The following is a 23,940-nucleotide window of genomic DNA, read 5'->3' as shown; positions in this document are numbered from 1 at the left end:
CTACGGGCCGGGCGGCATGGACCACGTCGATCCCGCGAGCGCCTACTACGCCTTTTCCCACCAAATAATTCGGCTGTTCGCGCGGCAGCTGTTCGGATATCCCTCCACCACGGATTCGTCCGCGCTGGTCCCGGTGCCCGACGTGGCCGCGGAGGTGCCCACGGAGGCGAACGGTGGGGTGAGCGCGGACGGACGGCGGTACACCATCCGCCTGCGCGGTGGGGTCCTCTGGGACAGCGTGCCACCGCGACCGGTCACGGCGCACGACTTCGTCCGCGGGTTGAAGCGGATGGCAAACCCGGTGGCGGGTGCGGGCGCCATCGCCTACTACACGAGCACGATCGTGGGGATGACGGAGTTCGTCGAGGGCTACCGGGCCGCGTTCGATGGTGTGGAGGCGACAGCGGCGCGGCTGGCCAATTACCAGAACACGAACGAAATCGCGGGTTTGCGCGCGGCCGATGACCGAACTCTCGTTATCGACCTCGTCCGCCCGGCCAACGATCTGCTGAACATCTTGGCTATGCCGTTCGCCTCGGCCGCACCCGAGGAGTACGACCAGGTCGTACCGGACAGCCCGGAGTTCATCGCGAACATCCGGTCCAACGGTCCGTACCGGCTAACCGGTTTCGAGAACGGCAAGTTTCTTGCCATGGAGCGCAACCCGGCCTGGCGGGCGGACTCGGATCCGCTGCGGCGCCAGTACATCGAGGGCATCGAGGTGCGCATGGAGCCGGCCACGGACGAGCAGGTGCGCCAGGCCATCGATTCTGGCGCCGCCGACCTGTCCTGGGGGGCTGCGGTGATCAGCGACGACCGCCGGCCTCCGGACGCCGGCCGGCACCTCGGGTATGCGCTTAACCCGTACCTGGTCTTCAACTTCCGCAGCCCGAACGAGGGCGGCGCGATGAGCAGCCTGCTGGTGCGCCGGGCGATCGCGTACGCCGTCGACAAGGCCGCCATCGTCCGGCTCTTCGACGGCATGGACGTGGGTACGTTCAGCCAGCCGGCGCACACCGTGATCCCGCCGGGCAACTTCGGGCACCGCGAGTACGATCCTTACCCCACCGAAGGCGACCGGGGCGACCCCGGACGGTGCCGGGGCCTGCTCGCACAGGCCGGGTATCCGGACGGCATCCGGATTCGGGTGCCGTACCGGGAGGACGCGGTGCACGCCGACGTCGCCGCCTCCTTCGCGGCCGATCTGGCCAAGGGCGGTATCGCGGTCGACCTCGTGCGTGTGGGCTCCACCGACGAGTTCTATCGGCTGCTGCAGGACCCGGACCGGGCGCTGGCCGGCGAGTGGGACCTGGCCGCCGCGTCGTGGACGCCGGACTGGTACGGCAACAACGGGCGGGCGTACATCCAGCCGATGTTCCAGTCCAATTTCGCCCGCGGTACGAGCAACTACGGCGACTACCGCAACCCGGACGTGGACAGGCTCATCGACGAGGCGCTGGCCGAGCGCGATCCCGAACAGGCCGCCAACCTGTGGCATGAGATCGACCGCCGGCTCATGGCGGATGTGGCCATCGTGCCGGTGGCGGCGTGCGAGCCGATGATCCGCCACCGCGCGAGCGCCCGAGTGCGCAACGCCATCCCGATGCCGCAGATCGACCGGTGGTACGACGCGGCGAACCTATGGCTGGACCCGCCGTCCTGAGGACCTACCAGCCGGATCGGATGGTGTCGACGATGTGGCGCCGGTCCTGATCAGTCAGCCACCAGCCGACCGGTATGTGCACCAGGCGGTCGTGCACCTTGTCCAGGCCGGGCAGTTCCTCCCGGACGTCCGCCATGCAGGAGTGCGCGTCGTTGCGCCGGCACATCACACTGGTCGCGATGCCCGCAGCGGCGAGCTTTCGCATGAAACCGGGGCGGTCGTCGACCTTGAGAGGGTAGAGCCAGAACGACGGCTCGCGGTCGGCTGCATGCTCGATGTGTTCCAGCCCGGGTACGCCGGCGAGCTCGCGGTCGAAGAATGCAGCGTTGGCGCGGGTGACACTGAGCAGATCATCCACGATTTCGAGGTTGGCCAGGCCGATCGCCGCGGAGATCTCATTCATTGTGAACCGGTAGCCCCAGTGCTCGACATCGTAGTCGCCGGAAACGCGGTCGGCATGACGGTCGATGCCGTGCCAGCGGCGTAGCCGGACGTGGCGCTCGGTGGACGCGTCCGGCAGCACCAACAGTCCACCGCCGCCACTGCTGAGCAGCTTGATGGGGCCTAGGCTGTAGACGCAGATGGTTCCGTGGTTGCCGAGCGGGCGGCCGCCGTAGCTGGCGCCGAACGCCTGCGCGGCGTCCTCAACGACCAGCGGGCGCCGGCCATACCGGTCGGCTGCCTCGTCCACGACGGTGTGCAGTCTGGCCAGGTCGACCGGGTAGCCCGCCCAGTCCACCACGACGACGGCGCGCGTGGCCGGGGAGATTTTGGCTGCCAGATCGTCGAGGTCCATGGTGAGCGTCGCGGGGTCCACGTCCACCCAGCGGATGCGCAGTCCGTTTGCGAGGATCGGCCAGTTGGTGCCCTCGAATGTGAGCGGCGTGGTGAGCACTTCACCGGTTGCGGGCTCTTCGCCGGGCGGCCGGGCGGCCAGGCTGAATGCGAGGTGCAGGGCGGAGGTCGCGCAGTTGACCGCCACCACCCGGGAATTGCCCAGCCGCCGGCCCAGCGCCTGCTCGAACTCGTCGACGGTGGGTCCGTGCTCGAGCCGTCCACTGCTCAGTATGCGCGCGATGCGGTCGAGCGCTTTCGGGGAGGTCGCCGCCTTGGACACCGGTATCATGGCCTGCTCCTCGACTCGCAATCGCCGTTGCATCTTTAGCCTATGAATCTAAAGCGCCTCTCCGGGCGCAGGCAAGACGATGCAGGCTTGGCGCTGGGTAGCTTGACTTACATATGGTAATGTTCAGCTTCAAGCCACTGGCAGTCGCGCTGGAGGAGAGCACATGCGGCACGACACGGGGCTCTACACCCAGTTGGGTCGCACCGGCCTCAAGGTCAGCAGACTGTGCCTGGGTACCGTGAACTTCGGCGGCCGCGTCGAGGAGCCGCAGGCGCACGCGTTGATGGACCACGCCTTGGAATGCGGCATCAACTTCCTGGACACCGCGAACATCTACGGATGGCGAGTCCACAAGGGATATACCGAGGAAATGATCGGCCGCTGGTTCGCGGCGAACCCAGGGCGCCGGGAAGAGGTCGTGCTCGCCACGAAGGTGGGCAACCCAATGGGAGACGGCCCGAACTCGTCCGGCCTGTCGGCCCGGCACATTATCAGGGCCTGCGAAGCCTCATTACGCCGGCTCGGCACGGACTGGATAGACCTCTACCAGATGCACCAGGTTGACCGCACCGTCGGCTGGGACGAGGTGTGGCAGGCGATGGACCTCCTCATCCAGCAGGGAAAGGTGCGCCACATCGGCTCCTCGAACTTCGCGGGATGGAACATCGTCGCGGCGCAGGAGTCTGCGCGTCGAAGGAATCTGCTCGGTCTGGCTTCCGAGCAGTGCCTGTACAACCTCTACACGCGCCACGCTGAATTGGAGATCATTCCCGCTGCACGTGCTTACGGCGTCGGAGTACTCGTCTGGTCGCCACTGCACGGCGGACTGCTCGGCGGCGTACTCGCGAAGCTGGCGGCGGGGACCGCGGTGAAGTCGGCACAGGGCCGGTCGGCGCAGGCGCTCGCCCACCGGCGCGGCCTCGTGACCGCCTACGAGCGGCTCTGCCGCCACCTGGGCCGGGATCCCGCAGAACTCGCCCTCGCGTGGGTGGCACAGCATCCATCGGTGACGGCGGTGGTGATCGGCCCGCGCAACCCGGCCCAGCTCGACGCCGCTCTGCGCGCTCTCGACGACGGAGCGACCGACGTCGAAATGGAGGAGCTCGACCGCCTTTTCCCGGCGGTCGGCAGGGGCGGCCCGGCGCCGGAGGCATGGGTGACGTAGGACTGGTGAGGCCCGGGACATGGCCTGCGCCGACGAACAATTCCTACTTCGACTCTTCAGCCGCAGGAGGAACAGTGGTGCGCCGACACGTGGTCGGCATGCGAATCGGTGAGCTCGCACGGCGCAGCGGCGTGGCCATCCCGACCATCAAGTACTACCTGCGTACGGGCCTCCTCGCGCTGGGTACGGCCACCGCACACAATCAGGCACTCTACGACAGCTCACACCTGCGGACGCTGCGACTCGTCCGCGCGTTGACCGGCATCGGCGGCCTGTCCGTGGACGCCACCCGTGCCCTCCTCACCGCCGCCCGCGACGCCAATGTGGCGGTGGCCGACCTGGTTGCCATGAGCGAACGGGCAAGCATGCCAAAGCCGCGCGACCGGATTGACTCGCATGCCCGGCGCGACGCGGAGCAGCTGGTGATGTCAGTGATCGGCACGCAGGGATGGCAGGTGCGGCGGGACGGGCAGGCGTTAGCGCGACTCATGGACATCTGCACCGCCGCGCATCTCCTGGAGGTCAACGAAATCGGCGACGTCCTCTCGCGTTACGCCGAGGCCGCTGGCCGCTTTGCCGCCTGCGATGCTGTCACGGTCGCGGCAATCGCGCAGCCGATGGCCTCCGGCGCGCGAGATAGAGCGGCGGCGCGCGAGGCGCTGGTTGTCGCAATCGTGCTGGGCGGCGCGCTGCAGGCCGCGATGCGCAGCCTCGCGCTGGAGGACGCCCTGACACGCGTGCCACCTGCCGACGCGTCGCGGGCGGGTGCTGCTGAGGTGTGAGGGAGGAACAGCATGGGGGACTGGCAAGTGGTCGACGAAACCCTGTACAGCAAAGGCGCCAATCCGTTGGGCAACACCTTCTACGGATATCGGCGAACGCAGCTGCGGCTCCCTGATGGCCGGCCCGCCGTGTATCACGGGGTAATCCTCGGCGAGGTAGTCTTCGCGGTTCCGCTGGAGGAGGATCTCACCGTACACCTGGTAGCCCAGCGCCGTCCCAACGCGCGCACCCCGGCCGAGCGGGACGTACCGTGTGTCCTCGAACTTCCCGGCGGGGGGCCCGATCCGAGCCTGTCCCTGGCGGCGTCAGCTGAGAAGGAGATGTGCCAGGAGATCGGGCGCCGAGCCCGCCAAATGGAGCAGCTCGGCGTACTGATGACTGCGGTCGGTATTGCGGACGAGCGAGACACGATCTTTCTCGCTACCGGGCTCTACCCGGCCGTTGATGAGAGTCACGACGAGGCGACCGAGCAGGACCTCGTCGTGGTCAGCGAACCCTTTGGTCGGTTGTATGACCGCATCCGCGACGGGTCCGCGCCGGTGTCCGGGCAGACGGTCGCCGCGCTCGCCCTGCTTGCCGCCCGGCTCTGAGCCGCCGTTCCATCGGCGCGCCTCCCGGGGCGATCCTTGCCACTCGCGGCCCGGGCGGTCGTTGTGGGGTCTCGGGCCGACCATGGCTCGCTCTGTGCAGTTGTTACAACTACCACGACCCCAGCCCATGAAACCATGTGTTTTTTAAGTATCGGGTGCGGCGGGATGTATCAGGAAACGCGGCGCGCCGAGTTTGAGGCCGCCTTCGGCAGGCCGACCAGACGGCGTAGCGGAGCCGCAGCGAGCACCGGCGGATCGAGGTCCCAGGGTGCCCGCAGGGCCACCACCACCGGCGCGTGCCGGCCCGGACCGAGCCGAACCGGGACGTCGGCGACCAGCCGGCTGCCCGGTGCATCATCGATCAGGGCATCGGTCAGCGGCACTCCCGACTCGACCACGACCACCCGTAGCCGGTACAAGCCGGGCGCCGTTGCCAGCAGCGCAGTCCCGCCGGTGGAGCGCACCGCCCAGGTGACACGAGCGTCATCCTGGGTGGGTTCCAGGCCCGCGATCAGGCACCCTTCCGGGACGTCGCCGGTGACTGTCACGGCGAGCTCGCCGACGCCGCTCGGGACCGGCCAGGCCGGCGCGAAAGCGTATCCGTCCCACCGCTGACCAGCCAACTGCCTCGCCAGATGCCGGAACCGCGCCGGTGGCTCGCCGACCAGCCGCGTGAACTGGGTGGTGAAGGTGCCCGCGCTGGCGTATCCCACCTGGGATCCGACCGCCGCCACCGTGAGGTCGGTGTGCAACAGCAGCCGGCGCGCCTCGGCCATCCGCAGAGCGGCCAGGAACCGGGCCGGGGTCAGCCCGGTGGCCTCGCGGAACAGCCGGTGGAAGTGGAACGGGCTGAACAGGGCCATACGGGCCAGATCCGTGAGCGAAAGCTGCTCACAGAGGTTGTCCCGCATCAGTTCAATGGCGCGTCGCACGGCTGCGGTGCGGCCGTTGGAGCAGGGCGACATGGGAGCGGCAACGGGCATGGCGATCGGCTCCTCGGTCGGGGACGGATCGTGTCGAGTCTGGTGACGGCATCTTGACGACTTCTTGATCGACCCGATCGGGAACCACATACGGCAACTTGAAAGATGACAGCAAACCCGCCGGCCGCAAAGCATGGACGATAGTCGGCCAATCGAATGGGGGGCGTCATGGTCAATGTCTGGCGACGGCTGCGGCAAGCGGTCCTTACCCCGAGCGTGCGCCAGACCCACCTTGACGTCCGGGGATTCCGGGCCAAGGATGCCACCGCACAGGACCTGCTCGAGGAGATTGGCGTCTCGTTCCTGATCGGCTTCCGGCACGCTGTCGGGGCGCGAGATGCGGCGGAGACCGGGCGCCTCCTCGATGGGGTACGGCGGGAGTTTCGCGGATTCGCGTACGAGGGGGCCGGTATGGGCCTGGCCCTGCTGGACGGGATGTCCCCGGGCGGCCCCCGCCGGATCGAGGCGTTCCTCGCGGGTCCGGCCGCGGAGCACACCTACATGGTGCATGTGGGGGTTGGCTGGGCGCTGGCCCGGCTGCCCCGGGCGCGATGGCGCGCCGCGCTGCCCCCGGATCGGCTGCTTCGCTGGCTGGCGCTCGATGGCTACGGCTTCCACCAGGCGTACTTCCACACGGCGAAGTACGTCCACGCCCAGCAGCGCGGGCCCGACCCGCGGCTGCCCGGCGATCCTGGCGGCTACTCGCAGCGAGTAGTCGACCAGGGCATCGGCAGGGCGCTGTGGTTTGTCGAGGGCACCGACGTCGCCCGGGTGGCCGGCCGCATCGATACGTTCGACCCGCAGCGGCGCGGTGACCTGTTCAGCGGAGCCGGGCTGGCGGCCACGTACGCTGCGGGCGCCAGCACCAAGGAGCTTCTGCTGTTGCGGGAGCGAGCCGGCGCGCACCGCGCGGACCTGGCGCAGGGCAGCGCCTTCGCGGCGAAGGCGAGGCTGCGGGCCGGCTTGGCGGGGCCCGGCACAGCGGCCGCGACCGCCGTGTTGTGCGGCACCACGCCGGAGGCCGCGGCAGCAGTGACTGACAAGGCTCTCGCCGACCTGGCCGCCGCCCCCGACATCCCCGCGTTCGAGGTGTGGCGTCAGCGAATTGCCGGCGAATTGCTGCCGGTCGGAGGGTCGTGAGCGGTGCAGACAATTCAATGGTCTCGTCGAAGTACCACCCGCGGCGGCAAGCTCAAAGGCCGTCGTCGGCCGTTGCGGCGAGGAACGCTCGGCAGCGGCAGCCCCGGCCGACCGCCGTTCTCGCCTGCGATATCACAGGAGGTCGTAGGGGTATGAGGATCGCGATCGTCGGAATCGGCTGCCGGTACCCGGACGCGGCTGGACCGGAGCAACTCTGGGAGAACGTTGTCGCCGGTCGCCGCGCGTTCCGCCAGATCCCCGGCGAGCGGCTCAACCTCGACGACTACTGGTCACCGGACCCCACCACGCCGGACCGGATGTACGCCCGGACTGCCGCGGTCCTCAAGGACTACGAGTTCGACCGGGTTCGGTTCCGCACCGCCGGCAGCACCTACCGGTCCACCGACCTCACCCACTGGCTCGCCCTAGACGTCGCGGCGCAGGCCCTTGCCGACGCTGGCTTCCCCGACGGCCGCGGCCTGCCGGCCGAACGCACCGCGGTCATCGTGGGCAACACCCTGACCGGCGAGTTCAGCCGGGCCAACGTGCTGCGGCTGCGCTGGCCGTACGTCCGCCGGGTGGTGGCCGCCGCACTGCGCGACAGCACCGACTGGGATGACCTGCGGTTGGCCGGCTTCCTCGACCGGCTTGAGGCGGACTACAAGCACCCGTTTCCGCCTCCGGACGAGGACACCCTGGCCGGGGCCCTCGCGAACACTATCGCCGGCCGGATCTGCAACCACTTTGATCTTGGCGGCGGCGGATACACGGTGGACGGGGCCTGCTCCTCATCGCTGCTGTCCGTGGCGACCGCTTGCGACCGGCTCACTGACGGCGACGTCGACATGGCCCTGGCCGGGGGCGTGGACCTGTCGATCGACGCGTTCGAGCTGGTCGGTTTCGCCAAGACCGGCGCGCTCGCCCGGCGCGAGATGCGGGTCTACGACCGCGGATCCAACGGGTTCTGGCCGGGCGAGGGCTGCGGCATGGTGGTGCTCATGCGCGAGGCCGACGCGCTCGACCAGGGACGGCGCGTCTACGCCACGGTGGCCGGGTGGGGCATCTCCAGCGACGGCCGCGGCGGCATCACCCGGCCTGAGGCGGACGGCTATCGGCGCGCACTGGATCGCGCATACCGGCGGGCGGGCTTCGGCATCGAAACCGTCGCCCTGTTCGAGGGGCACGGGACCGGGACGGCGGTCGGCGACGCCACCGAGCTGCGCGCCCTCACCGCAGCCAGGCGGGCGGCGGCCGCTGCCGAACCGGCCGCCATCGGCACCATCAAGGCGATGATCGGGCACACCAAGGCCGCGGCCGGGGTGGCCGGACTGATCAAGGCCACCCTCGCGGTGCACCACGGCACCATCCCACCAACGGTGGGTTGCATCGACCCGGATCCGCAGCTGACCGAGGAGGGAGCGGCGTTGCGAGCGCCGCGTTCCGCCGAGGATTGGCCGGCCTGGGCCCCCCGCCGTGCCGGGGTGACCTCGATGGGCTTCGGTGGCATCAACACGCACGTAGCTGTGGAGGCGGCCGGCATGCCTGCCGCCCGGCCCGCCACCCGGCATCGGGTGCTGGCCCGCGGTCTGCAGGACGCCGAGCTGCTGTTGCTGGACGCGCCGGGCCTGAGCCAGCTGCACGCCGCGGCCGCTCGACTGCGTAGCGAGGTCGCGCGGCTGTCCTACGCGGAGCTCGGCGACCTGGCTGCCGTGCTTCGGGCGTCGCTCACCGGGGCGCGCCGGCGCGCAGCCGTCGTGGTGCGCAGCCCGCAAGACGCTGTCGCCAAGCTCGACGCCCTGCTGGCGGCGCTGGACGAGGGGCGCCTTGACGCGGTGGAGCCGGTTGCGGGCTATTTCCTCGGGCACGCCGACGGGGCGGGCGGCCGGCTCGGTCTGCTGTTCCCTGGGCAGGGATCGGGCCGCGGGACGACCGGCGGCGCTCTGCGGCGACGGTTTCCGGTGGCCGAGGAGGTTTACCGTCAAGCCGTCTTGCCCACCGGACGCGATGCGGTGGCGACCGAGGTCGCCCAGCCGCGGATCGTCGCAGGGTCGCTGGCCGGGCTGCGCGTGCTGGCCAACCTGGGGCTGTCGGCCCGGGTGGCGCTCGGGCACAGCCTAGGTGAGTTGTCTGCCCTGCACTGGGCTGGTGCCCTCGATGAGGCGGCGCTGGTCCGCATCGCGGCCCATCGGGGTGCGGTAATGGGCCGGGTCTCGACGCCCGGAACGATGGTCGGGCTGGCCACCGGGGCGGACACCGCGCAGGCGCTCATCGGCGGTGAGCCCGTCGTCATCGCTGGCCTGAACGGCCCTGGACAGACGGTTGTCGCCGGGCCAGCCGATGCGGTCGAACGTGTTTGCGCCGCAGCCGAGCGGACGGGGATTCGCCATGCCCGCCTGGCCGTGTCCCACGCCTTCCACTCGCCGCTGATGGCGCCGGCCGCCGACGCCTTCGGCGCCTGGCTGGCGGACCAACCGTTCGCCGCGCCGACGAAGCGGGTCATCTCCACCGTCACCGGCCGTCCGCTGAGCGCGGACGCGGACCTGCGATCCGTGCTACGGGCACAGATCACCGAGCCGGTGCGCTTCGCCGGCGCAGTGTCCGTGGCCGCCGCCGAGGTCGACCTGTTCATCGAGGTGGGGCCGGGCCGGGTGCTGTCCCGGATGGTGCCGGACGTGTGCGACGTGCCGGCCGTCGCCCTGGACACCGACGACGAGTCACTGGCTAGCCTGCTCTGCGTGCTGGCAGCCGCCTACGTCCGGGGGGCTCCGCCGCCGGCGTCGGAGTTCTTCAACGAGCGGCTGGTGCGGCCGCTCGACCTGGACGCCCCGGTCTCCTTCCTGGCCAATCCGTGCGAGGCAGCGCCGCAACCGGTCTTGCCCGACCTCGCGACGCTGGCCGAACCGGCTGTGCAAGGGCCGGAGCCGGGTGACGCGGGGGTCGCCTCCGGCCGGGAGGCCTTGGCCGTGCTGCGCACGCTGGTGGCCGACCGGGCGGAACTACCCGAGGAGGTGCTCTCCGACGACAGCCGGCTGCTCGACGATTTGCACCTCAGCTCGATCACCGTGGGTCAGCTGGTCAACCGGGCGGCCCGCGAACTCGGCCTGGACGCAGTGGCCGCACCGGCCAACTTCGCCACCGCCACGGTTCGGGAGCTCGCCACCGCGCTGGAGGAACTGGCCGGCTCGACCGGCCCAGACCGCGTGCCGGCCACCGTCGAGGGCGTGGCGGCGTGGGTACGCCCATTCGTCGTCGACCTGATCGAGTCGCCCTGCGCCGCCGCAGGCGGGTCCGAGCCGGACGGGCGCTGGGAGGTGCATGCGCCCCCGGCGGACCGGTTCGCCGACCGATTGCGCGCCGCGCTGGAGCAGGGCGGCGTGGGCGACGGTGTCCTGGTCTACGTCCCGGCCCGGCCCGGTCACGACGACCTCGAACGGGCGCTGCTGGGCATCCAGGCGGCGGCTCGGCAGCGCACTCCAGGTCGACTCGTGCTGGTGCAAGCTCCGGGCACGGCGGCCGGAGCCCTCGCGCGGACCGCACGGCTGGAGTATCCGCAGCTGCGGACCACGGTGGTCACCGTGGAGCCGGGCGACGACGCGATCCTCCGGGTCGTCGCCGACGTAGCGGCCACGACCGGGTTCGCCGAAACGGTGCACCACGCCGGAACCCGATACATGCCGGTGGTTCGCCTGTTGTCGGTCGACGACGGACCCGACGACGGCGGCACCCGGCTGGGATCCGATGACGTGCTGTTGGTAACCGGCGGAGGCAAGGGCATCACCGCGGAGTGCGCGCTGGCCCTGACCACCGGCACCGGCGCGGCGCTGGTGCTGTTCGGTCGGTCCGATCCGACAGCCGACGCGGAGCTGGCGGCCAACCTGGCCCGCATCGAGGCCGCCGGACTGCGGGCCAGGTACATGCGGGTAAACGTCACCGATCGCACTGCGGTCCGGTCCGCGGTGGCGCAGGCCCAGGCCGAGCTCGGTCCGGTGACCGCCGTTCTGCACGGCGCCGGGCGCAACGAGCCGACACCACTGGCCGAGTTAGACGGCGCGGCGCTGCGCCGAACGCTGGCGCCGAAGGTAGACGGGCTTGAGCATGTGCTCAGCGCGGTCGACGGTGAGCGGCTACGGCTGCTGGTCACGTTCGGCAGCATCATCGGCCGGGCCGGCCTGCCGGGGGAGGCCCACTACGCCCTGGCCAACGAGCAATTGGCCGAGCTGACGCGCGCCGTCGGAGCGGCCCGGCCCAACTGCCGGACGCTCTGCCTGGAATGGTCGGTGTGGTCCGGGGTCGGAATGGGTGAACGCTTGTCCGTGGTCGAGTCGTTGCTGCGCGCCGGGGTCACCCCGATTTCCGCCGATGACGGCGTCCGCATGCTGCGCCGCCTGCTGTGCCGCCCCGGCGTGCCGCCGATCGTGGTGGTTTCCGGGCGAACCGGCCAGGCGGATACCGTCCGTTATCACGAGCCGGAGCTGCCGCTACTGCGGTTCCTGGAGCGCACGCTGGTGCACTACCACGATGTCGAGCTGGTCACCGAGGTTACGCTGACGCCCACCACCGACCCGTACCTCGACGACCATCGGCTCGACGGCGAGCGGGTCTTTCCCGCCGTGCTCGGGCTCGAGGCGATGACCCAGGTGGCGAGCGCGCTCGTGGGAGGCGCGGACACGCCGCGGATGGAACAGGTCGAGTTCGCCCGGCCCATCGTGGTCGGCGACGACGGCACGATCGTGCGGATCGCCGCGCTGCAGACCGCTCCCGGCGTGGTCGACGTGGTGATCCGATGCGCGGAGAGCGGCTTCCGGGCCGACCACTTCCGGGCCACCGTGCGGTTCGACGCGGCTGCGGCGCACTCCGCGGTGAAACCGGCCCACGTCGGCGGCGCGCAGCCCACCCTGCTTCCGTCACGTGACCTCTACGGCAGCGTGCTCTTCCAGGACGGGCGCTTCCGCCGGGTGATGCGATACCGGCGGGTTGCGGCCCGCTACGCGGAGGCAGAGGTGGCGGCCACCGACCGGCCCGACTGGTTCAGCGCCTTCCTGCCCGGACGGCTACTGCTCGGCGATCCCGGCGCGCGGGATGCGTTCCTGCACGCCATTCAGGTGTGTGTGCCGGGCACGGCGCTCATTCCGTCCGGGGTGGACGCAATCACCGCGGCCGGTCCGAAACTCGCCCTCGCCGGGCCGGTGGTCGTCACGGCGCGGGAGCGGTCCCACACTGGCACCACCTACGTGTACGACCTCGCGGTGTGCGATTCCTCGGGCGCGGTGGTCGAGCACTGGTCCGGGTTGCGGCTGCGCGCCCTAGGCGGTCGGGTGTCGGCTCCACGTCTCGTGCCCGACCTGCTGGGGCCCTACCTGCAGCGCCGGCTGGAGGAAACGTTGGCCGTGGATGTCGCGGTCGCGGTCGCGGCGCGCCGAGGCTCGCGGCGAGACGGCGAAACCGCCGGGCTGCTTGCGGTGGCATTGGATCGGTCGGTGGAGGTGCGGTACCGGCCAGACGGCCGACCGCTGGTCGACGGCTGGGAGGTCTCCGCAGCGTATGCGCCCACGGTGGGCCTGGCGGTCGCCGCGACGGTGCCGGTCGCCTGCGACGTCGAGCCCGTCGTCGCACGTTCCGCCGAGGACTGGCGGGACTTGCTGGGCGCGCATGCCGGGCTGGCCGACCGGCTCTCGGTTGAGGTGGGTGAGCCGTGGGACACCGCGGCTACCCGAGTGTGGTGCGCGATGGAGTGCGTGCAAAAGGCCGGCCGGTTCACCGGGCCGCTCACCGTGCGTTCCGGCGGGTCCGACGGGTGGGTGTCGCTGGACGGCGGCGGGGCGCGCATCGAGACCTACCGGGCAGCGCTGGCGGACGTCACCGAACCCCTGGTTCTGGCAGTGCTCACCGAGAAGGGATGAGCCGGATGAGCGGGTGGTACGAATATCGGCACGTGGTGGGCTTTGAGGAGACGAACCTGGTCGGCAACGTCTACTACGTCAATTACCTGCGTTGGCAGGGCCGTTGCCGGGAGCTGTTCCTGCAGGAGCGGGCGCCGGCGGTGCTGGCCGAGCTAGCGGCAGGGCTGAAGCTGTTCACCCTGAAGGTGGACTGTGAGTTCCTCGCCGAGCTCACCGCGTTCGACGAGGTGTCGGTGCGGATGTCGCTGGCCGAGCTGGCCCAGACCCAGCTGGAGTTTACGTTCGACTACGTTCTGCTGCGCGACGGCGGCGAGCTGCCGGTGGCCCGCGGCCGGCAGCGAATCGGGTGTATGCACGGGCCGAACCGGCAGACCACACCCATCCGCGTGCCGACGGCGCTGGTCGAGGCACTTCGCCCGTACGGCACCCCCGATCTGCAGGGGCGATGACTTATGCGCTTCGATACCAGGCTTGTGCGGGCTGGTCAGGATCCTCAGCCGGGCACCGGCGACGTCGTCCCGGCCATCCACATCGCGACCACCTACGAGCGCCGGGTCCAGCACGAGCCGACGTACTTTTACGCGCGCGGGGAAAACCCCACCCGGGAGGGGCTGGAGTGCTGCCTGGCGGCGTTGGAGGACGCCCCGCACGCCGCGGTGTTCTCGTCGGGGCAGGCCGCCGCAGCGACCGCGTTGTCGCTGGTCGCGCCGGGCTGCACCGTGCTGGCCATGAATGACGTCTACTCCGGCACGGATGCGCTGCTGGACATGGCCGCCCAGCGGGGCGTGCGGGTGCGCTACGCCGCCCTGGACGACCCAGAGGCGGCGGCCCGGGCGCTGGTCGAGCCGGATATCGCGATGGTGTGGGTAGAGACCCCGAGCAACCCGCTACTGCGGATCGTCGACGTCGCGGCGCTGGCCGCTGCGGCGCACGACCGGGGCGCCCTCCTGGTCGTGGACAACACCTTCGCCAGTCCGGCGCTGCAGCAGCCGCTCGCGCTCGGCGCGGACATCTCGCTCTACAGCACGACGAAGTTCGTCGCCGGGCATGGTGACGTGCTGGGCGGCGCCTTGGTCTACCGCGACGACGAGTTGGACCGCGCGGTACGGGCGTACCGGACGGCGGTCGGCAATGTGCCCGGCGCCCTCGACTGTTACCTCGTGCACCGGGGGGTGAAGACGCTCGCGCTGCGGATGGCCCGGCAGGTGCGCACCGCGGGGCTGCTGGCCCGGCTACTTACCGGCCTGGCGGGCGTCGGCCAGGTCTACTACCCCGGTCTACCGAGCCATGCCGGGCAGAAGGTCGCCGCCCGGCAGATGAGCGGGCCGGGGGCGATGGTCTCGTTTGAGTTCATCGCCGGCCCGGCAGCGGAGCTGCTGGAGCGTTTCCGGGTGTTTTCCTGCGCGGTGAGCCTCGGCGGTGTGCAGTCCCTGGTGGAGTGCCCGGCGTTGATGACGCACCGGCCGTTGCCTGCCGAAATGCGCCGGGCCCGAGGCATCTCGGACAGCCTGATCCGGCTTTCGGTCGGCATCGAGGACCCGGACGACCTAGCTGAGGACCTGACCCAGGCGGTGACCGGGCCAGCCCGGTGAGGAGGGAGACAGCAAATGTACGGACAGTCGGTGACGGTTCCGGTGATACACAGCCTGCCGGCGCCCGGGGAGTACCTGTGCGGACTAGGCTGGGACGGGCGGCTGCTGTGGCATTCGGACCAGGCCGCCGGGCAGATCTATGGGGTGGACCCAGCCGATGGCCGAGTGGTGCGCACGATCGAGTGCCCGCGGTTGCGGGCTGACCTGACCTGCCACGACGGTCTGGTATGGCAGGTCGGCGGCCGACCCAAGCGCCTGCTGCTGATCGACCCGGTCACTGGGGCGGAGATCGGGGAGCGGGCGGTGCTGCCGGCCAGCGGTCGGGTGTGCGGGGTGGAGGCCGGACCGGACGGCATCTGGCTCGGCCTGTGCGGCCCCGCGGTGGTGCAGCTGCGAGACTTGGCGACCCTGGAGGTCCGCCGGGAGTTCCCCGTGGACGGCCAGCCGTCCGGAATGACCTTCCACGGTGACGTCGTGCTTTACGCAGACTTCGGTGAGAGCCTCATCCGTACGGTCGATGCGGCCACCGGCGAGCTGCGATCGGCCGTGGCGGTCGAGGGACGGCCGGTCGGCATGACATGGGGCGGCGACCTTATTTGGTACGCCGACTTCGCCGATCGCCGGCTCAAGGCGCTGCGCCCCAGCGATGTGCTTGCCGGAACGGTGTTACCCCGAGCACGTCGGGAGTGGAACTGAGACGGCCCTCAGCGGCTCGCCGCTCGCGTGGCGTAGCCGCTGCTCGCGTACCAATCGCCGCGGCCTTGCGGCAGGAGGTCCAGCAGGTTCCACACCGGGGAAAGCAGGTCTATGCCGCGCTCACTGCCGTCGGGGAAGCTGGCCGGCTGGGAGTAGGAGTGTCGCACGGCGTCGCCGTCGCGGACGAAGACGGTGATCATCGGGCGCTGGTCGCCGGTCGGGGTCTCGGCCCGCAGGTCGGCGTTGAAAGACGTGCCGTTGCTGGACAGCAGCCGCACGTTCGCCCATCCGCGGCGTCGAGCCCACTCGCGCAGCTTGCCGGGTGCCGCCTTGGCAACGACGGCGAAGCCGGTGTGCTGCGCCAGGTGCCCGGTGACGGCGTCAAAGCCGTCGACCCACATCGAGCACATCGGGCATGCCTGCTCGGCGTCGGGGTGGAACATCAGGTGGTAGATCAGCAAGGTGCGGTGCTCGCCGAACAGTTCGCTCAGCCGTCGCTGCGGGGCTGCCCCGTCGGCATCGGGTCCGACCAGGACCTCAGTGAGCGTGTAGTCGGCGACGAGGGCGCCCGGCGGCAGGGCGCGGCGGGCTGCGGCGACCCGCTCGACGTGCTCAATGAGGGCCTTCTCGGCCTCGACCAGGCGCATCCGCGCGGCGACGTAGCCCGCGCTGGCAGGGTCGGGCCACATGGGCAGGAAGCTCTCTCCCAGAGTCATGAGCTATACGCTACTCAACCGCTCGGCCTACCGCATTGTGTCGGCAGGGGCCGGAGTGCGTCCCTGAGCGCCGCTTGACCAAGTCCACGCCACTATAAAATAATCAAGCGAGCCGTCGAGGGGAGTACTTCCGTGACCGCCCCACCGTTCGACCCGACGACGTTCAAGCAGCAGCAGAGCCGTTCGTGGGACGCCATCAGTGCCGGCTGGGACACCTGGCGGGACAGCTTCGAGGCGGCCGCCGCGCCAGTCACCCGCTGCCTGCTCGATCTGGCCGGACTGTGTGCCGGGCAGCGGGTTCTGGACCTGGGTTGCGGCGTCGGTGAGCCGGCGATGAGCGCTGCGCAGGTGGTCGGGCCGTCCGGCTGCGTGGTGGGCGTAGACATCTCCCCGGAAATGGTGGCCCGGGCCGCCCGTCGAGCATCGCACCTGAGCCAGCTGAGCTTCCAGGTCGGTGACATGGAGACGTTCGAGGTCGAGCCGGGCTCCGTCGACGTCGTCCTGAGCCGGTGGGGCCTGATGTTCGCGGTGGACCGTGTCGCCGCGATGCGGCGGGCGGCCGCTGCCCTGGTGCCCGGCGGCATCCTGGCCGCCGCGGTCTGGGCAGACCCCGGCGAGAATCCGTTGCTACACCAGGGATTCGAGGTGATCAGCCGCCGCTTGGGCCTGGATGAGCCGACCCCCGGTACGCCTGGGCCGTTCACGATGGCCGATCCCGGGCTGGTTGTCGACGAGGTGCGCGCCGCGGGCTTCGCCGAGGCGGACCTTTACGCCGTGCCGGTGCTTCTGCGCCTGTCCTCGGCCGAGGCGTATGCCCGGTACACCCGCGCGGTGACCGCGCCGGCCCTGCTGGATCGGCTGGGCTGGCTCGGCGCTGACGATGGCGGGGTGTGGACGGAGGTGGCCGAGGCTGCCCAGCCTTACACCGAGCCCGGCGGTGGGGTCGCAATTCCCGGACTGGCGATGTGCATGCGCGCCGTGACGCCGAGCGCGGAGGGCAGCGGATGAGTACGTCGGTGGCCGCTCTGCGCGAGATCCTGGTTGAGGTGACCCAGGCGTATGCCGACGAGGCGGCGCGGCGCGGTGAGCTGGAACCGGTCCGGATCGCCGAGCTGATCGGCCGACGGGACGAGCCCGGCGAGGACTTCCGAGTGCGGGTCGCTGATGCCTTCGCCGCGGCCCCGCAGCGTCGGCTCACCACGGCCGTGCACGCCGGTTACGCCCGGCTCAAGGCGGAGAACCTGCGACTGCTACGCCGGGCGGCCGACGCCGGGGTGCGGATCCGGCCGTGGCGGGGCAGGGGACAGCCGTATGCGGGGTCGGCGGAGATGATCAGCGAAGTGGCCCGCACAGGAGTGCTGCACGTCTTCCTCACCGAGTCCGGGCACGGTCCCGGTCCCGCCGATCCAGGCCACCCGCTGTGCGAGCCGTCCGAGGTGCGGGTCGACGGCTTTCGGCTGCTTCACAACGACGTCTTCCGGGCCGTGCACGATATCTTCGGGCACGCGATGTCCGGTGCCGCGATGGGACCCGTCGGGGAGTTACGGGCGGCGCGGTGCCACATGGCTCTCTACTCGGCGGTGGCCCACCCGGTGCTCTTCACCGAACAGGTCGCTCAGATTTGCTGGTTCTTCTACGGCCCGCACCTGCGGGACGCGTCCGGACGCCTTCCCCGCCCCGACGAGCCGGGCTGGATACCGCCGCCCGCACGGCCGTATCCGCCGCAGAAGGTCTTCCCCTGCCCGCCGGGCCTTCTCCAGGAGTTCCGTGCGGGCCTGCCCAAGGAGGACCGATGACCAACAGCGTGCATGAGAGCCTAGCCGGGGTACGCGCCGACTTCCCGATCCTGTCCACCATGATGAACGGTCGACCGCTGGTCTACCTCGACAACGCCGCGACCACCCAGAAGCCGCGCGCGGTGCTGGACGCGATTGTCGACTACTACGAGACGGCCAACAGCAACATCGGCCGCGGCTTCTACGAGCTCAGCCGGTCCGCGACCGACCGCTACGAGCAAGCGCGGGCGACCGCGGCCGCATTCCTGAACGCCGCCGAGCCGGACGAGATCGTGTTCACCCGGGGCGTGACCGACGCGGTCAACCTGGTGGCCGACACATTCGCGGCTCGTATCCTCGGCCCCGGCGACCAGGTCGTGGTCACCGGCATGGAACACAACTCCAACTTGCTGCCGTGGCACCGGCTCTGCCAACGGCTCGGTGCACGACTGGTAGTGGCCGGCACCACCGCGGACGGTCGCCCGGACCTCGCGGCCTTCGCCGCCGCGGTGGCGCGGCCGTCGGTGCGGATGGCCGCGATCGCCCACGTGTCCAACGTCCTGGGCGCCGTGAATCCCGTCGCCGACATGGTCGCGGCGGCGCACGCGCACGGCGTGCCGGTCCTCGTCGACGGCGCGCAGGCGGTCGCGCACCGGCCGGTGGACGTGCGCGCCCTGGACGTCGACTTCTACTGCTTCTCCGGCCACAAGGTGTACGGCCCGAACGGCGTCGGGGTGCTCTACGGCCGCCGGTCACTGCTGGCCGGGCTGCCGCCGTACCAGGTGGGTGGCGGCACGGTGAAGGGCGTGCGGCTCGACGAGCCGGTCAGCTACGTCCCGGTGCCGGCCCGGCTCGAGGCCGGCACCCCGGACGTCGCCGGCGCCGTTGGCCTAGCGGCTGCCCTCGACTACCTCACCGCAGTGGGCCGGGAGACGGCCCGCCGACACGACGGGGACCTCACCGAGTACGCGCTGCGGACCCTGCCGACCGTTGCCGGGGTACGCGTCGCCGGCGATCCGGGCGCCGATCGGGCGGGCATCGTGTCCCTGGTGATCGACGGCATTCACCCGTACGACGTCGGCGGGCACCTGGATCGGCATGGCGTCGCGGTGCGCTCCGGGGTGCACTGCGCGAGCACCTTCCTGGACAGTCTCGGGCTGCTCGGCACGGTGCGCCTGTCGTTCGGCGTCTACACCACCACGTCGGACATCGACGTGGTGCGCGACGCGCTGCGCACGGTCCGCCCCGGTGACTGGACGGCAAACCACCCCACTACCCGCTTTCTCTGATGGAAACCGACATGCCTACGTACGTCCGTGAGGCTGTGCTCGACCCGGCGTTCGCCGCCGTGCCCGCCCGTGCCCTGGCCGACGCCGCACTGGCCGCTGCCGCCTCGGGCGGCGCCAGCTACGCCGACTTCCGCCTGCGTCAGGTCCGCAGCATCCGCGATCTGGTGCGCGACGGCTCGGTGGCAGACAGCAGGACGAGCACGGAGCTCGGCGTCGGCGTCCGGGTCCTGGTCGACGGTACCTGGGGATTCGCCGCCGGGACCGGGCTGACCCCGGACGACGCCGCCGCAGTGGCCGCGTCCGCGTGCGCCGTCGCGCGCGCGGCCCGGCCGCTGCGCGGTGAACCGGTGGAGTTGGCCGCCGAGCCGGGCGCCGGCGAGGCCACCTGGTTCGGCGCCTACGAGGTCGACCCGTTCGAGCTGCCTGTTGCCGAGCGGGTGGCGCCGCTGATCGACTGGTGCTCTCAGGTGCTGTCCTCCGGCCTGCAGCACGCGGACGCCTTGCTGGTGGCGGCGAAGGAGACCAGCTTCTACGCGGACACTGGCGGCGCCGCGATCACCCAGCAGCGGGTCTGGGTGCATCCGCTGGTATTCGCCGTCCGAGTCGACCGCGCGGCCGGATCGTTCGAGGTGATGCGCACGCTGGGACCGCCGGTCGCGCGCGGTTTCGAGTACCTGACCGGCACGGGCTGGGACTGGACCGCCGAACTGGCCCGCATGCCGGAGCTGCTGGCCGAGAAGGCCGCCGCGCCGCCGGTCGAACCGGGCCGCTACGACCTGGTCATCGACCCGACGAACCTGTGGCTGACGATCCACGAGTCGGTTGGGCACGCCACCGAACTGGATCGCGCGCTCGGCCACGAGGTGGCCTACGCCGGCACCACCTTCGCCACCCCGGACCTGATCGGGCGGCTGCGCTACGGGTCTGCGGCGATGACCGTGGTGGCCGACCGGACCACCCCGCACGGCCTGGCCACGGTCGGCTACGACGACGAGGGCGTGCCCGCCCGCAGCTGGGACCTGGTGCGGGCAGGCACGCTGGTCGGGATGCAAGTGGACCGGCAGAACGCCCGACTGGCCGGGCTGGCCGGATCGAACGGCTGCGCCTACGCCGACTCGTTCGCCACTGTGCCAATCCAGCGAATGGCCAACGTCTCGCTGCTACCCGACCCCGCCGGTCCCGACACCGAGGGCCTGATCGCAGGGGTGGAGGACGGCATCTACGTGGTCGGTGACCGTAGCTGGTCGATCGACATGCAGCGGTTCAATTTCCAGTTCACTGGGCAGCGCTTCTACCGGATCAAGAACGGGCGGCTGGCCGGTCCGCTGCGGGATGTGGCGTACCGGGGGTCCACCCCACAGTTCTGGGGTGCGCTGGAGGCGGTCGGTGGCCCGCAGACGTATCTGCTCTCTGGGGCCAGCCAGTGCGGCAAGGGCCAGCCGTTGCAGATCGCCGGGGCCAGCCACGGCTGCCCCGCGGCGGTGTTTCGCGGCATCGACGTGCTCAATACGGCCGGGGAGGCGGCGCGATGAGGGCGCACGAACTGGTTGAGCGAGCTCTGGCCGCCACCCGGTCGAGCGGGTGCGTGGTCATCGTTGACGACGAGAGCTCCGCGAACCTGCGGTGGGCGGCCAATGCGTTGACCACCGACGGCGCCTCAGCGCGGCGCCGGGTCACGGTCATCGCCACTGCGGAACGGGCGGGTGGGACAGCGACCGGCTCCGTGTCGTACACCGGTGCGGTGGATACAAGGCTGATCGCCGATCTGGTCGGCGCCGCGGATCAGGCGGCTGCCGAGGCTGTCGCGGTGCCCGATGCGCCGCCGCTGGTCCCTGGGCGGGACCCCGCGCCCGGCTGGGCTGACCCCGTCGAGCCGACCTCACCGGCGGTGCTGAGCGGCGTGGCCGCCGGGCTGGGAGAGGCGTTCCGCGGTGCCTCGGCCTGCGACCGGCTGCTCTACGGCTATGCCGAGCACACTCGGCGTAGGACTCTCCTGGGTTCATCGACGGGGCTGCGGCGACGCCACGACCAGCCCGCCGGGCATCTGCAGCTGACGGGCCGCGATCCGGACAGCGGCCAGGCGGCCTGGGTGGGCGCGGCCACCGATGACTTCAACGACGTGCACGTTGAGCAGCTGAGCGCCGAGATCGGCCGGCGGCTGGAGTGGGCACGCCGCCGCGTCGAGTTGCCGCCGGGACGGTACGAGTGCATCCTGCCGCCGGCCGCCGTGGCCGACCTGATGACCCACACCTACTGGGCGGCCGGGGCGGCCGACGCGATCCAGGGCCGCAGCGTCTTCAGTGCGCCGGGAGGCGGCACCCGCATCGGCGAACGGTTGACGCCGTTCCCGCTTACGTTGCGCGGCGACCCGGCCGCGGCCGGCCTGGCGTGCGCGCCGTTCGTGGTCGCACGTACCTCAGACGCCACCACGTCGGTGTTCGACAACGGGTGGGCGCTTCGCCCAACGACCTGGCTGGAGTCCGGCGTGCTGCGAGCGCTGCTGCAGACCAGGGCCGATGCCGGCGCCGACGAGGGTATGGTGACGCCGCACATCGACAACCTGATCCTGGAGTCGGTGGACGGCGTCGGGTCTGAGGACGACCTGGTGGCACGTACTGAGCGGGCGCTGCTGCTCACCGGCCTCTGGTACATCCGGGAGGTGGATCCGGCCAACCTGTTGCTGACCGGGCTCACCCGCGACGGCGTATACCTTGTCGAGCACGGGGAGATCGTCGGGTCGGTCAACAACTTCCGGTTCAACGAGAGCCCGGTAGACATGCTGGGCCGCGTGCGGGAAGTAGGCGAGACGGTCCGCACGCGCGCCCGGGAGTGGGGTGACGGCTTCAGCGCGATAGCGATGCCTCCGCTGCGCGTGGCGGACTTTCACATGTCGTCAGTCAGCGAGGCTATCTGAAAATTTCACTATCTTAGTTTAGATCGTGCCGGTATCCGTTTGGATGCCGGCACGTCCGTTGACCGGCGAAAACGCCTGCCTGGAAGCCAAATTCGGCGTGGCCTGAGTATCTGACGTATTGACTCGCACTTTAAAAAACCATAGCTTTTGGTCGAGGTTCGGAGGTGGGCACGCCAAGGGGCGGCCGCGGGCATCCGAGCCAGCCAAGGAGGTGAGCCGTGACCAACACGGCACGAGAGACCTACGAGTCCCTCAACATCGAGCCGAAGCCGCTCCGGCCGCACATCCTCGCCGCGGCCACGGTCGTGTTCGGCGACGACTACTACGGTGGCCGCCGCGAGACGATCAACCTGTCCGGCTTCGTCCAGATGAACAAGTGGCCGATGCCCGGCTTCCAGCACCGGGTGGCCGAGGACGGCACCGCCAGCTTCGACCTGGAGCTGATCAGTGCCCCCGAGGTCGGCATCAAGGGGTTCAGCTACACCCTCAACGACCGGATCCAGATCCTGTCGAACCCCTACCTGCCGAACACCGGCCACATCAAGCAGATCGTCCCGGGTAAGAACTTCCCCGCGGAGTTCTACATCCGCCGGTTCGGCATCCTGGAGACCAGCACCATGCGGCTGGCCCACCGGGGTGTCATCGACGTCAAGGGCATCGTGGACGGCATCCCGCCGTACAAGAAGCCGCTGACGCCGCCCTTCCTGGGCCGGCCCTACGGTGACGGCGAAACCGAGATCATGCCCGCCCACAACGTCGTGCGGGGCACCAACCTGCCGGCCGCGTGGTACCCGTCCACCGACGACAACGAGGCGATCGGCAACGTGCCGGACGCCTTCTTCGCCGCCGGCCCCGGCCCGTGCGTCTCCATGCTGACCGACCCGTCGGTCATCATCCAGGCGTCGTCCGAGGCGAAGATCAAGGTCGAGGTCAACGGCAAGACGGAGACGATCGAGCTCGCCGGCGAGTACCCGCTCGCCGCCGGTGCCGAGATCCTCCTGTTCGGGCCGGAGAAGCACGACCAGGGTGCCGGCGTGCTGGCGCAGATGGCCCGCGTGGCTGTCGTCGGCGAGTGCGCTGCGCTCGGCGGCCGCGTCATGCTCCGGGTCAGCTTCTTCGCGGTCTCCGGCGGCCAGCTCGGCGACGGCACCGAGGAGAGCCTGAGCCAGGTTCGCTACCCGGGCGAGCTGCACTTCGACGCGCAGTTCGAGCTGGTCACCCCGGCGGCGACGCTGTACGCCGCGGCTCCGGTGCACCTGCGGGGCAAGCTCAACGACGTCGAGCCGGCGGGCACGGTGCTGTCGGCCGACTACGCGGACGCCCCGCTGCGGTCGGCGGACGGCGTCGCCCAGGCCCGTCTGACCGGCGTTGCCCTGAAGCTGGGCGACGCCCTCGTCGGCGCCGAGGCGTACGTCAGCGCGTGACATCCTCGCGCGATTGACGGCCGTCAGTGTCGTCCCGGGGTGGCTCCGGCCGCCCCGGGGCGGCACCACCGTGGTTGAGGAGGGTGACAGGCATGTTCGAGCGGTTCACCGACCGAGCGCGACGGGTTGTCGTCCTGGCCCAGGAAGAGGCCCGGATGCTCAACCACAACTACATCGGTACGGA

At 70.5% G+C, this 23,940-nt stretch carries 18 protein-coding genes; 15 read left to right on the top strand and 3 right to left on the bottom strand.

Annotated features, from left to right (window positions below; translation table 11 throughout):
- The first annotated feature begins 16 nt into the window (after positions 1 to 16).
- Positions 17 to 1,663 (top strand): ABC transporter substrate-binding protein, encoded by a 1,647-nt coding sequence (locus tag ACWEVO_RS03020; protein ID WP_452305902.1) that lies wholly within the window; start codon positions 17 to 19, stop codon positions 1,661 to 1,663.
- 4 nt (positions 1,664 to 1,667) lie between these two features.
- Here ACWEVO_RS03020 and ACWEVO_RS03015 read toward each other — a convergent pair whose 3' ends face one another.
- Positions 1,668 to 2,789 carry a DegT/DnrJ/EryC1/StrS family aminotransferase gene (locus ACWEVO_RS03015; protein WP_452305891.1) on the bottom strand — a complete coding sequence of 374 codons (1,122 nt, stop codon included), beginning with the start codon at positions 2,787 to 2,789 and terminating at the stop codon, positions 1,668 to 1,670.
- Between the two features lie 163 nt (positions 2,790 to 2,952).
- On the opposite strand from ACWEVO_RS03015, the gene ACWEVO_RS03010 reads away from it, so the two are divergent.
- The 3 genes from ACWEVO_RS03010 to ACWEVO_RS03000 all read left to right on the top strand — a co-directional run bounded on the left by ACWEVO_RS03010 (position 2,953) and on the right by ACWEVO_RS03000 (position 5,327).
- Entirely contained in the window at positions 2,953 to 3,954 is a 1,002-nt protein-coding gene (locus ACWEVO_RS03010) for an aldo/keto reductase (RefSeq protein WP_452305890.1), read from the top strand.
- A gap of 98 nt (positions 3,955 to 4,052) precedes the next feature.
- Positions 4,053 to 4,736, top strand: coding sequence for a MerR family transcriptional regulator (locus tag ACWEVO_RS03005; RefSeq protein ID WP_452305889.1), 684 nt, complete (start codon positions 4,053 to 4,055; stop codon positions 4,734 to 4,736).
- A gap of 12 nt (positions 4,737 to 4,748) precedes the next feature.
- A complete protein-coding gene (locus tag ACWEVO_RS03000) occupies positions 4,749 to 5,327 on the top strand; it encodes an NUDIX domain-containing protein (RefSeq protein WP_452305888.1) in 579 nt (192 codons plus the stop codon).
- A 170-nt stretch (positions 5,328 to 5,497) separates the two neighbouring features.
- Here ACWEVO_RS03000 and ACWEVO_RS02995 read toward each other — a convergent pair whose 3' ends face one another.
- Positions 5,498 to 6,508, bottom strand: a complete 1,011-nt coding sequence (locus ACWEVO_RS02995; protein WP_452305887.1) for a helix-turn-helix domain-containing protein — start codon at positions 6,506 to 6,508, stop codon at positions 5,498 to 5,500.
- Here ACWEVO_RS02995 and ACWEVO_RS02990 point away from each other — a divergent pair.
- The 5 genes from ACWEVO_RS02990 (at position 6,479) to ACWEVO_RS02970 (ending at position 15,638) form a co-directional block, all read left to right on the top strand.
- On the top strand, positions 6,479 to 7,450 hold the full coding sequence (locus tag ACWEVO_RS02990) for a DUF1702 family protein (protein WP_452305886.1): 972 nt from the start codon (positions 6,479 to 6,481) through the stop codon (positions 7,448 to 7,450). The two genes, ACWEVO_RS02995 and ACWEVO_RS02990, sit on opposite strands and share 30 nt — an antisense overlap.
- Before the next feature lie 152 nt (positions 7,451 to 7,602).
- Positions 7,603 to 13,350: a type I polyketide synthase gene (locus tag ACWEVO_RS02985; RefSeq protein ID WP_452305885.1), complete on the top strand. Its 5,748-nt coding sequence runs from the start codon at positions 7,603 to 7,605 to the stop codon at positions 13,348 to 13,350.
- A 5-nt stretch (positions 13,351 to 13,355) separates the two neighbouring features.
- Entirely contained in the window at positions 13,356 to 13,799 is a 444-nt protein-coding gene (locus ACWEVO_RS02980; protein ID WP_452305884.1) for an acyl-CoA thioesterase, read from the top strand.
- Positions 13,800 to 13,802: 3 nt separating this feature from the next.
- A complete protein-coding gene (locus ACWEVO_RS02975; RefSeq protein WP_452305883.1) occupies positions 13,803 to 14,942 on the top strand; it encodes a trans-sulfuration enzyme family protein in 1,140 nt (379 codons plus the stop codon).
- A 168-nt stretch (positions 14,943 to 15,110) separates the two neighbouring features.
- Positions 15,111 to 15,638, top strand: coding sequence for a hypothetical protein (locus ACWEVO_RS02970; protein WP_452305882.1), 528 nt, complete (start codon positions 15,111 to 15,113; stop codon positions 15,636 to 15,638).
- 8 nt (positions 15,639 to 15,646) lie between these two features.
- On the opposite strand, the gene ACWEVO_RS02965 is transcribed toward ACWEVO_RS02970, so the two are convergent.
- Entirely contained in the window at positions 15,647 to 16,354 is a 708-nt protein-coding gene (locus ACWEVO_RS02965) for a DUF899 family protein (protein WP_452305881.1), read from the bottom strand.
- A 132-nt stretch (positions 16,355 to 16,486) separates the two neighbouring features.
- Between ACWEVO_RS02965 and ACWEVO_RS02960 the strand changes: the two genes are divergently transcribed.
- The 6 genes from ACWEVO_RS02960 to ACWEVO_RS02935 all read left to right on the top strand — a co-directional run bounded on the left by ACWEVO_RS02960 (position 16,487) and on the right by ACWEVO_RS02935 (position 23,756).
- The gene (locus ACWEVO_RS02960; protein ID WP_452305880.1) at positions 16,487 to 17,362 is read left to right on the top strand and encodes a class I SAM-dependent methyltransferase; all 876 of its coding nucleotides are present in this window, start codon (positions 16,487 to 16,489) and stop codon (positions 17,360 to 17,362) included.
- Positions 17,359 to 18,150 (top strand): crotonobetainyl-CoA--carnitine CoA-transferase, encoded by a 792-nt coding sequence (locus tag ACWEVO_RS02955; RefSeq protein WP_452305879.1) that lies wholly within the window; start codon positions 17,359 to 17,361, stop codon positions 18,148 to 18,150. Before ACWEVO_RS02960 ends, ACWEVO_RS02955 begins: the two co-directional genes overlap by 4 nt.
- Positions 18,147 to 19,418 carry an aminotransferase class V-fold PLP-dependent enzyme gene (locus ACWEVO_RS02950; RefSeq protein WP_452305878.1) on the top strand — a complete coding sequence of 424 codons (1,272 nt, stop codon included), beginning with the start codon at positions 18,147 to 18,149 and terminating at the stop codon, positions 19,416 to 19,418. The genes ACWEVO_RS02955 and ACWEVO_RS02950 overlap by 4 nt, the downstream gene beginning before the upstream one ends.
- A gap of 11 nt (positions 19,419 to 19,429) precedes the next feature.
- Positions 19,430 to 20,950, top strand: coding sequence for a TldD/PmbA family protein (locus ACWEVO_RS02945; protein WP_452305877.1), 1,521 nt, complete (start codon positions 19,430 to 19,432; stop codon positions 20,948 to 20,950).
- Positions 20,947 to 22,332, top strand: coding sequence for a metallopeptidase TldD-related protein (locus tag ACWEVO_RS02940; RefSeq protein WP_452305876.1), 1,386 nt, complete (start codon positions 20,947 to 20,949; stop codon positions 22,330 to 22,332). The genes ACWEVO_RS02945 and ACWEVO_RS02940 overlap by 4 nt, the downstream gene beginning before the upstream one ends.
- Before the next feature lie 218 nt (positions 22,333 to 22,550).
- Positions 22,551 to 23,756 carry a DUF6004 family protein gene (locus ACWEVO_RS02935; RefSeq protein ID WP_452305875.1) on the top strand — a complete coding sequence of 402 codons (1,206 nt, stop codon included), beginning with the start codon at positions 22,551 to 22,553 and terminating at the stop codon, positions 23,754 to 23,756.
- The last annotated feature ends 184 nt before the right edge of the window (positions 23,757 to 23,940 follow it).

The organism is Micromonospora sp. NPDC003776, from assembly GCF_053605645.1.
Note: the sequence above shows the minus strand (reverse complement) of the source record. Positions and strands in the feature narration are given on the sequence as shown.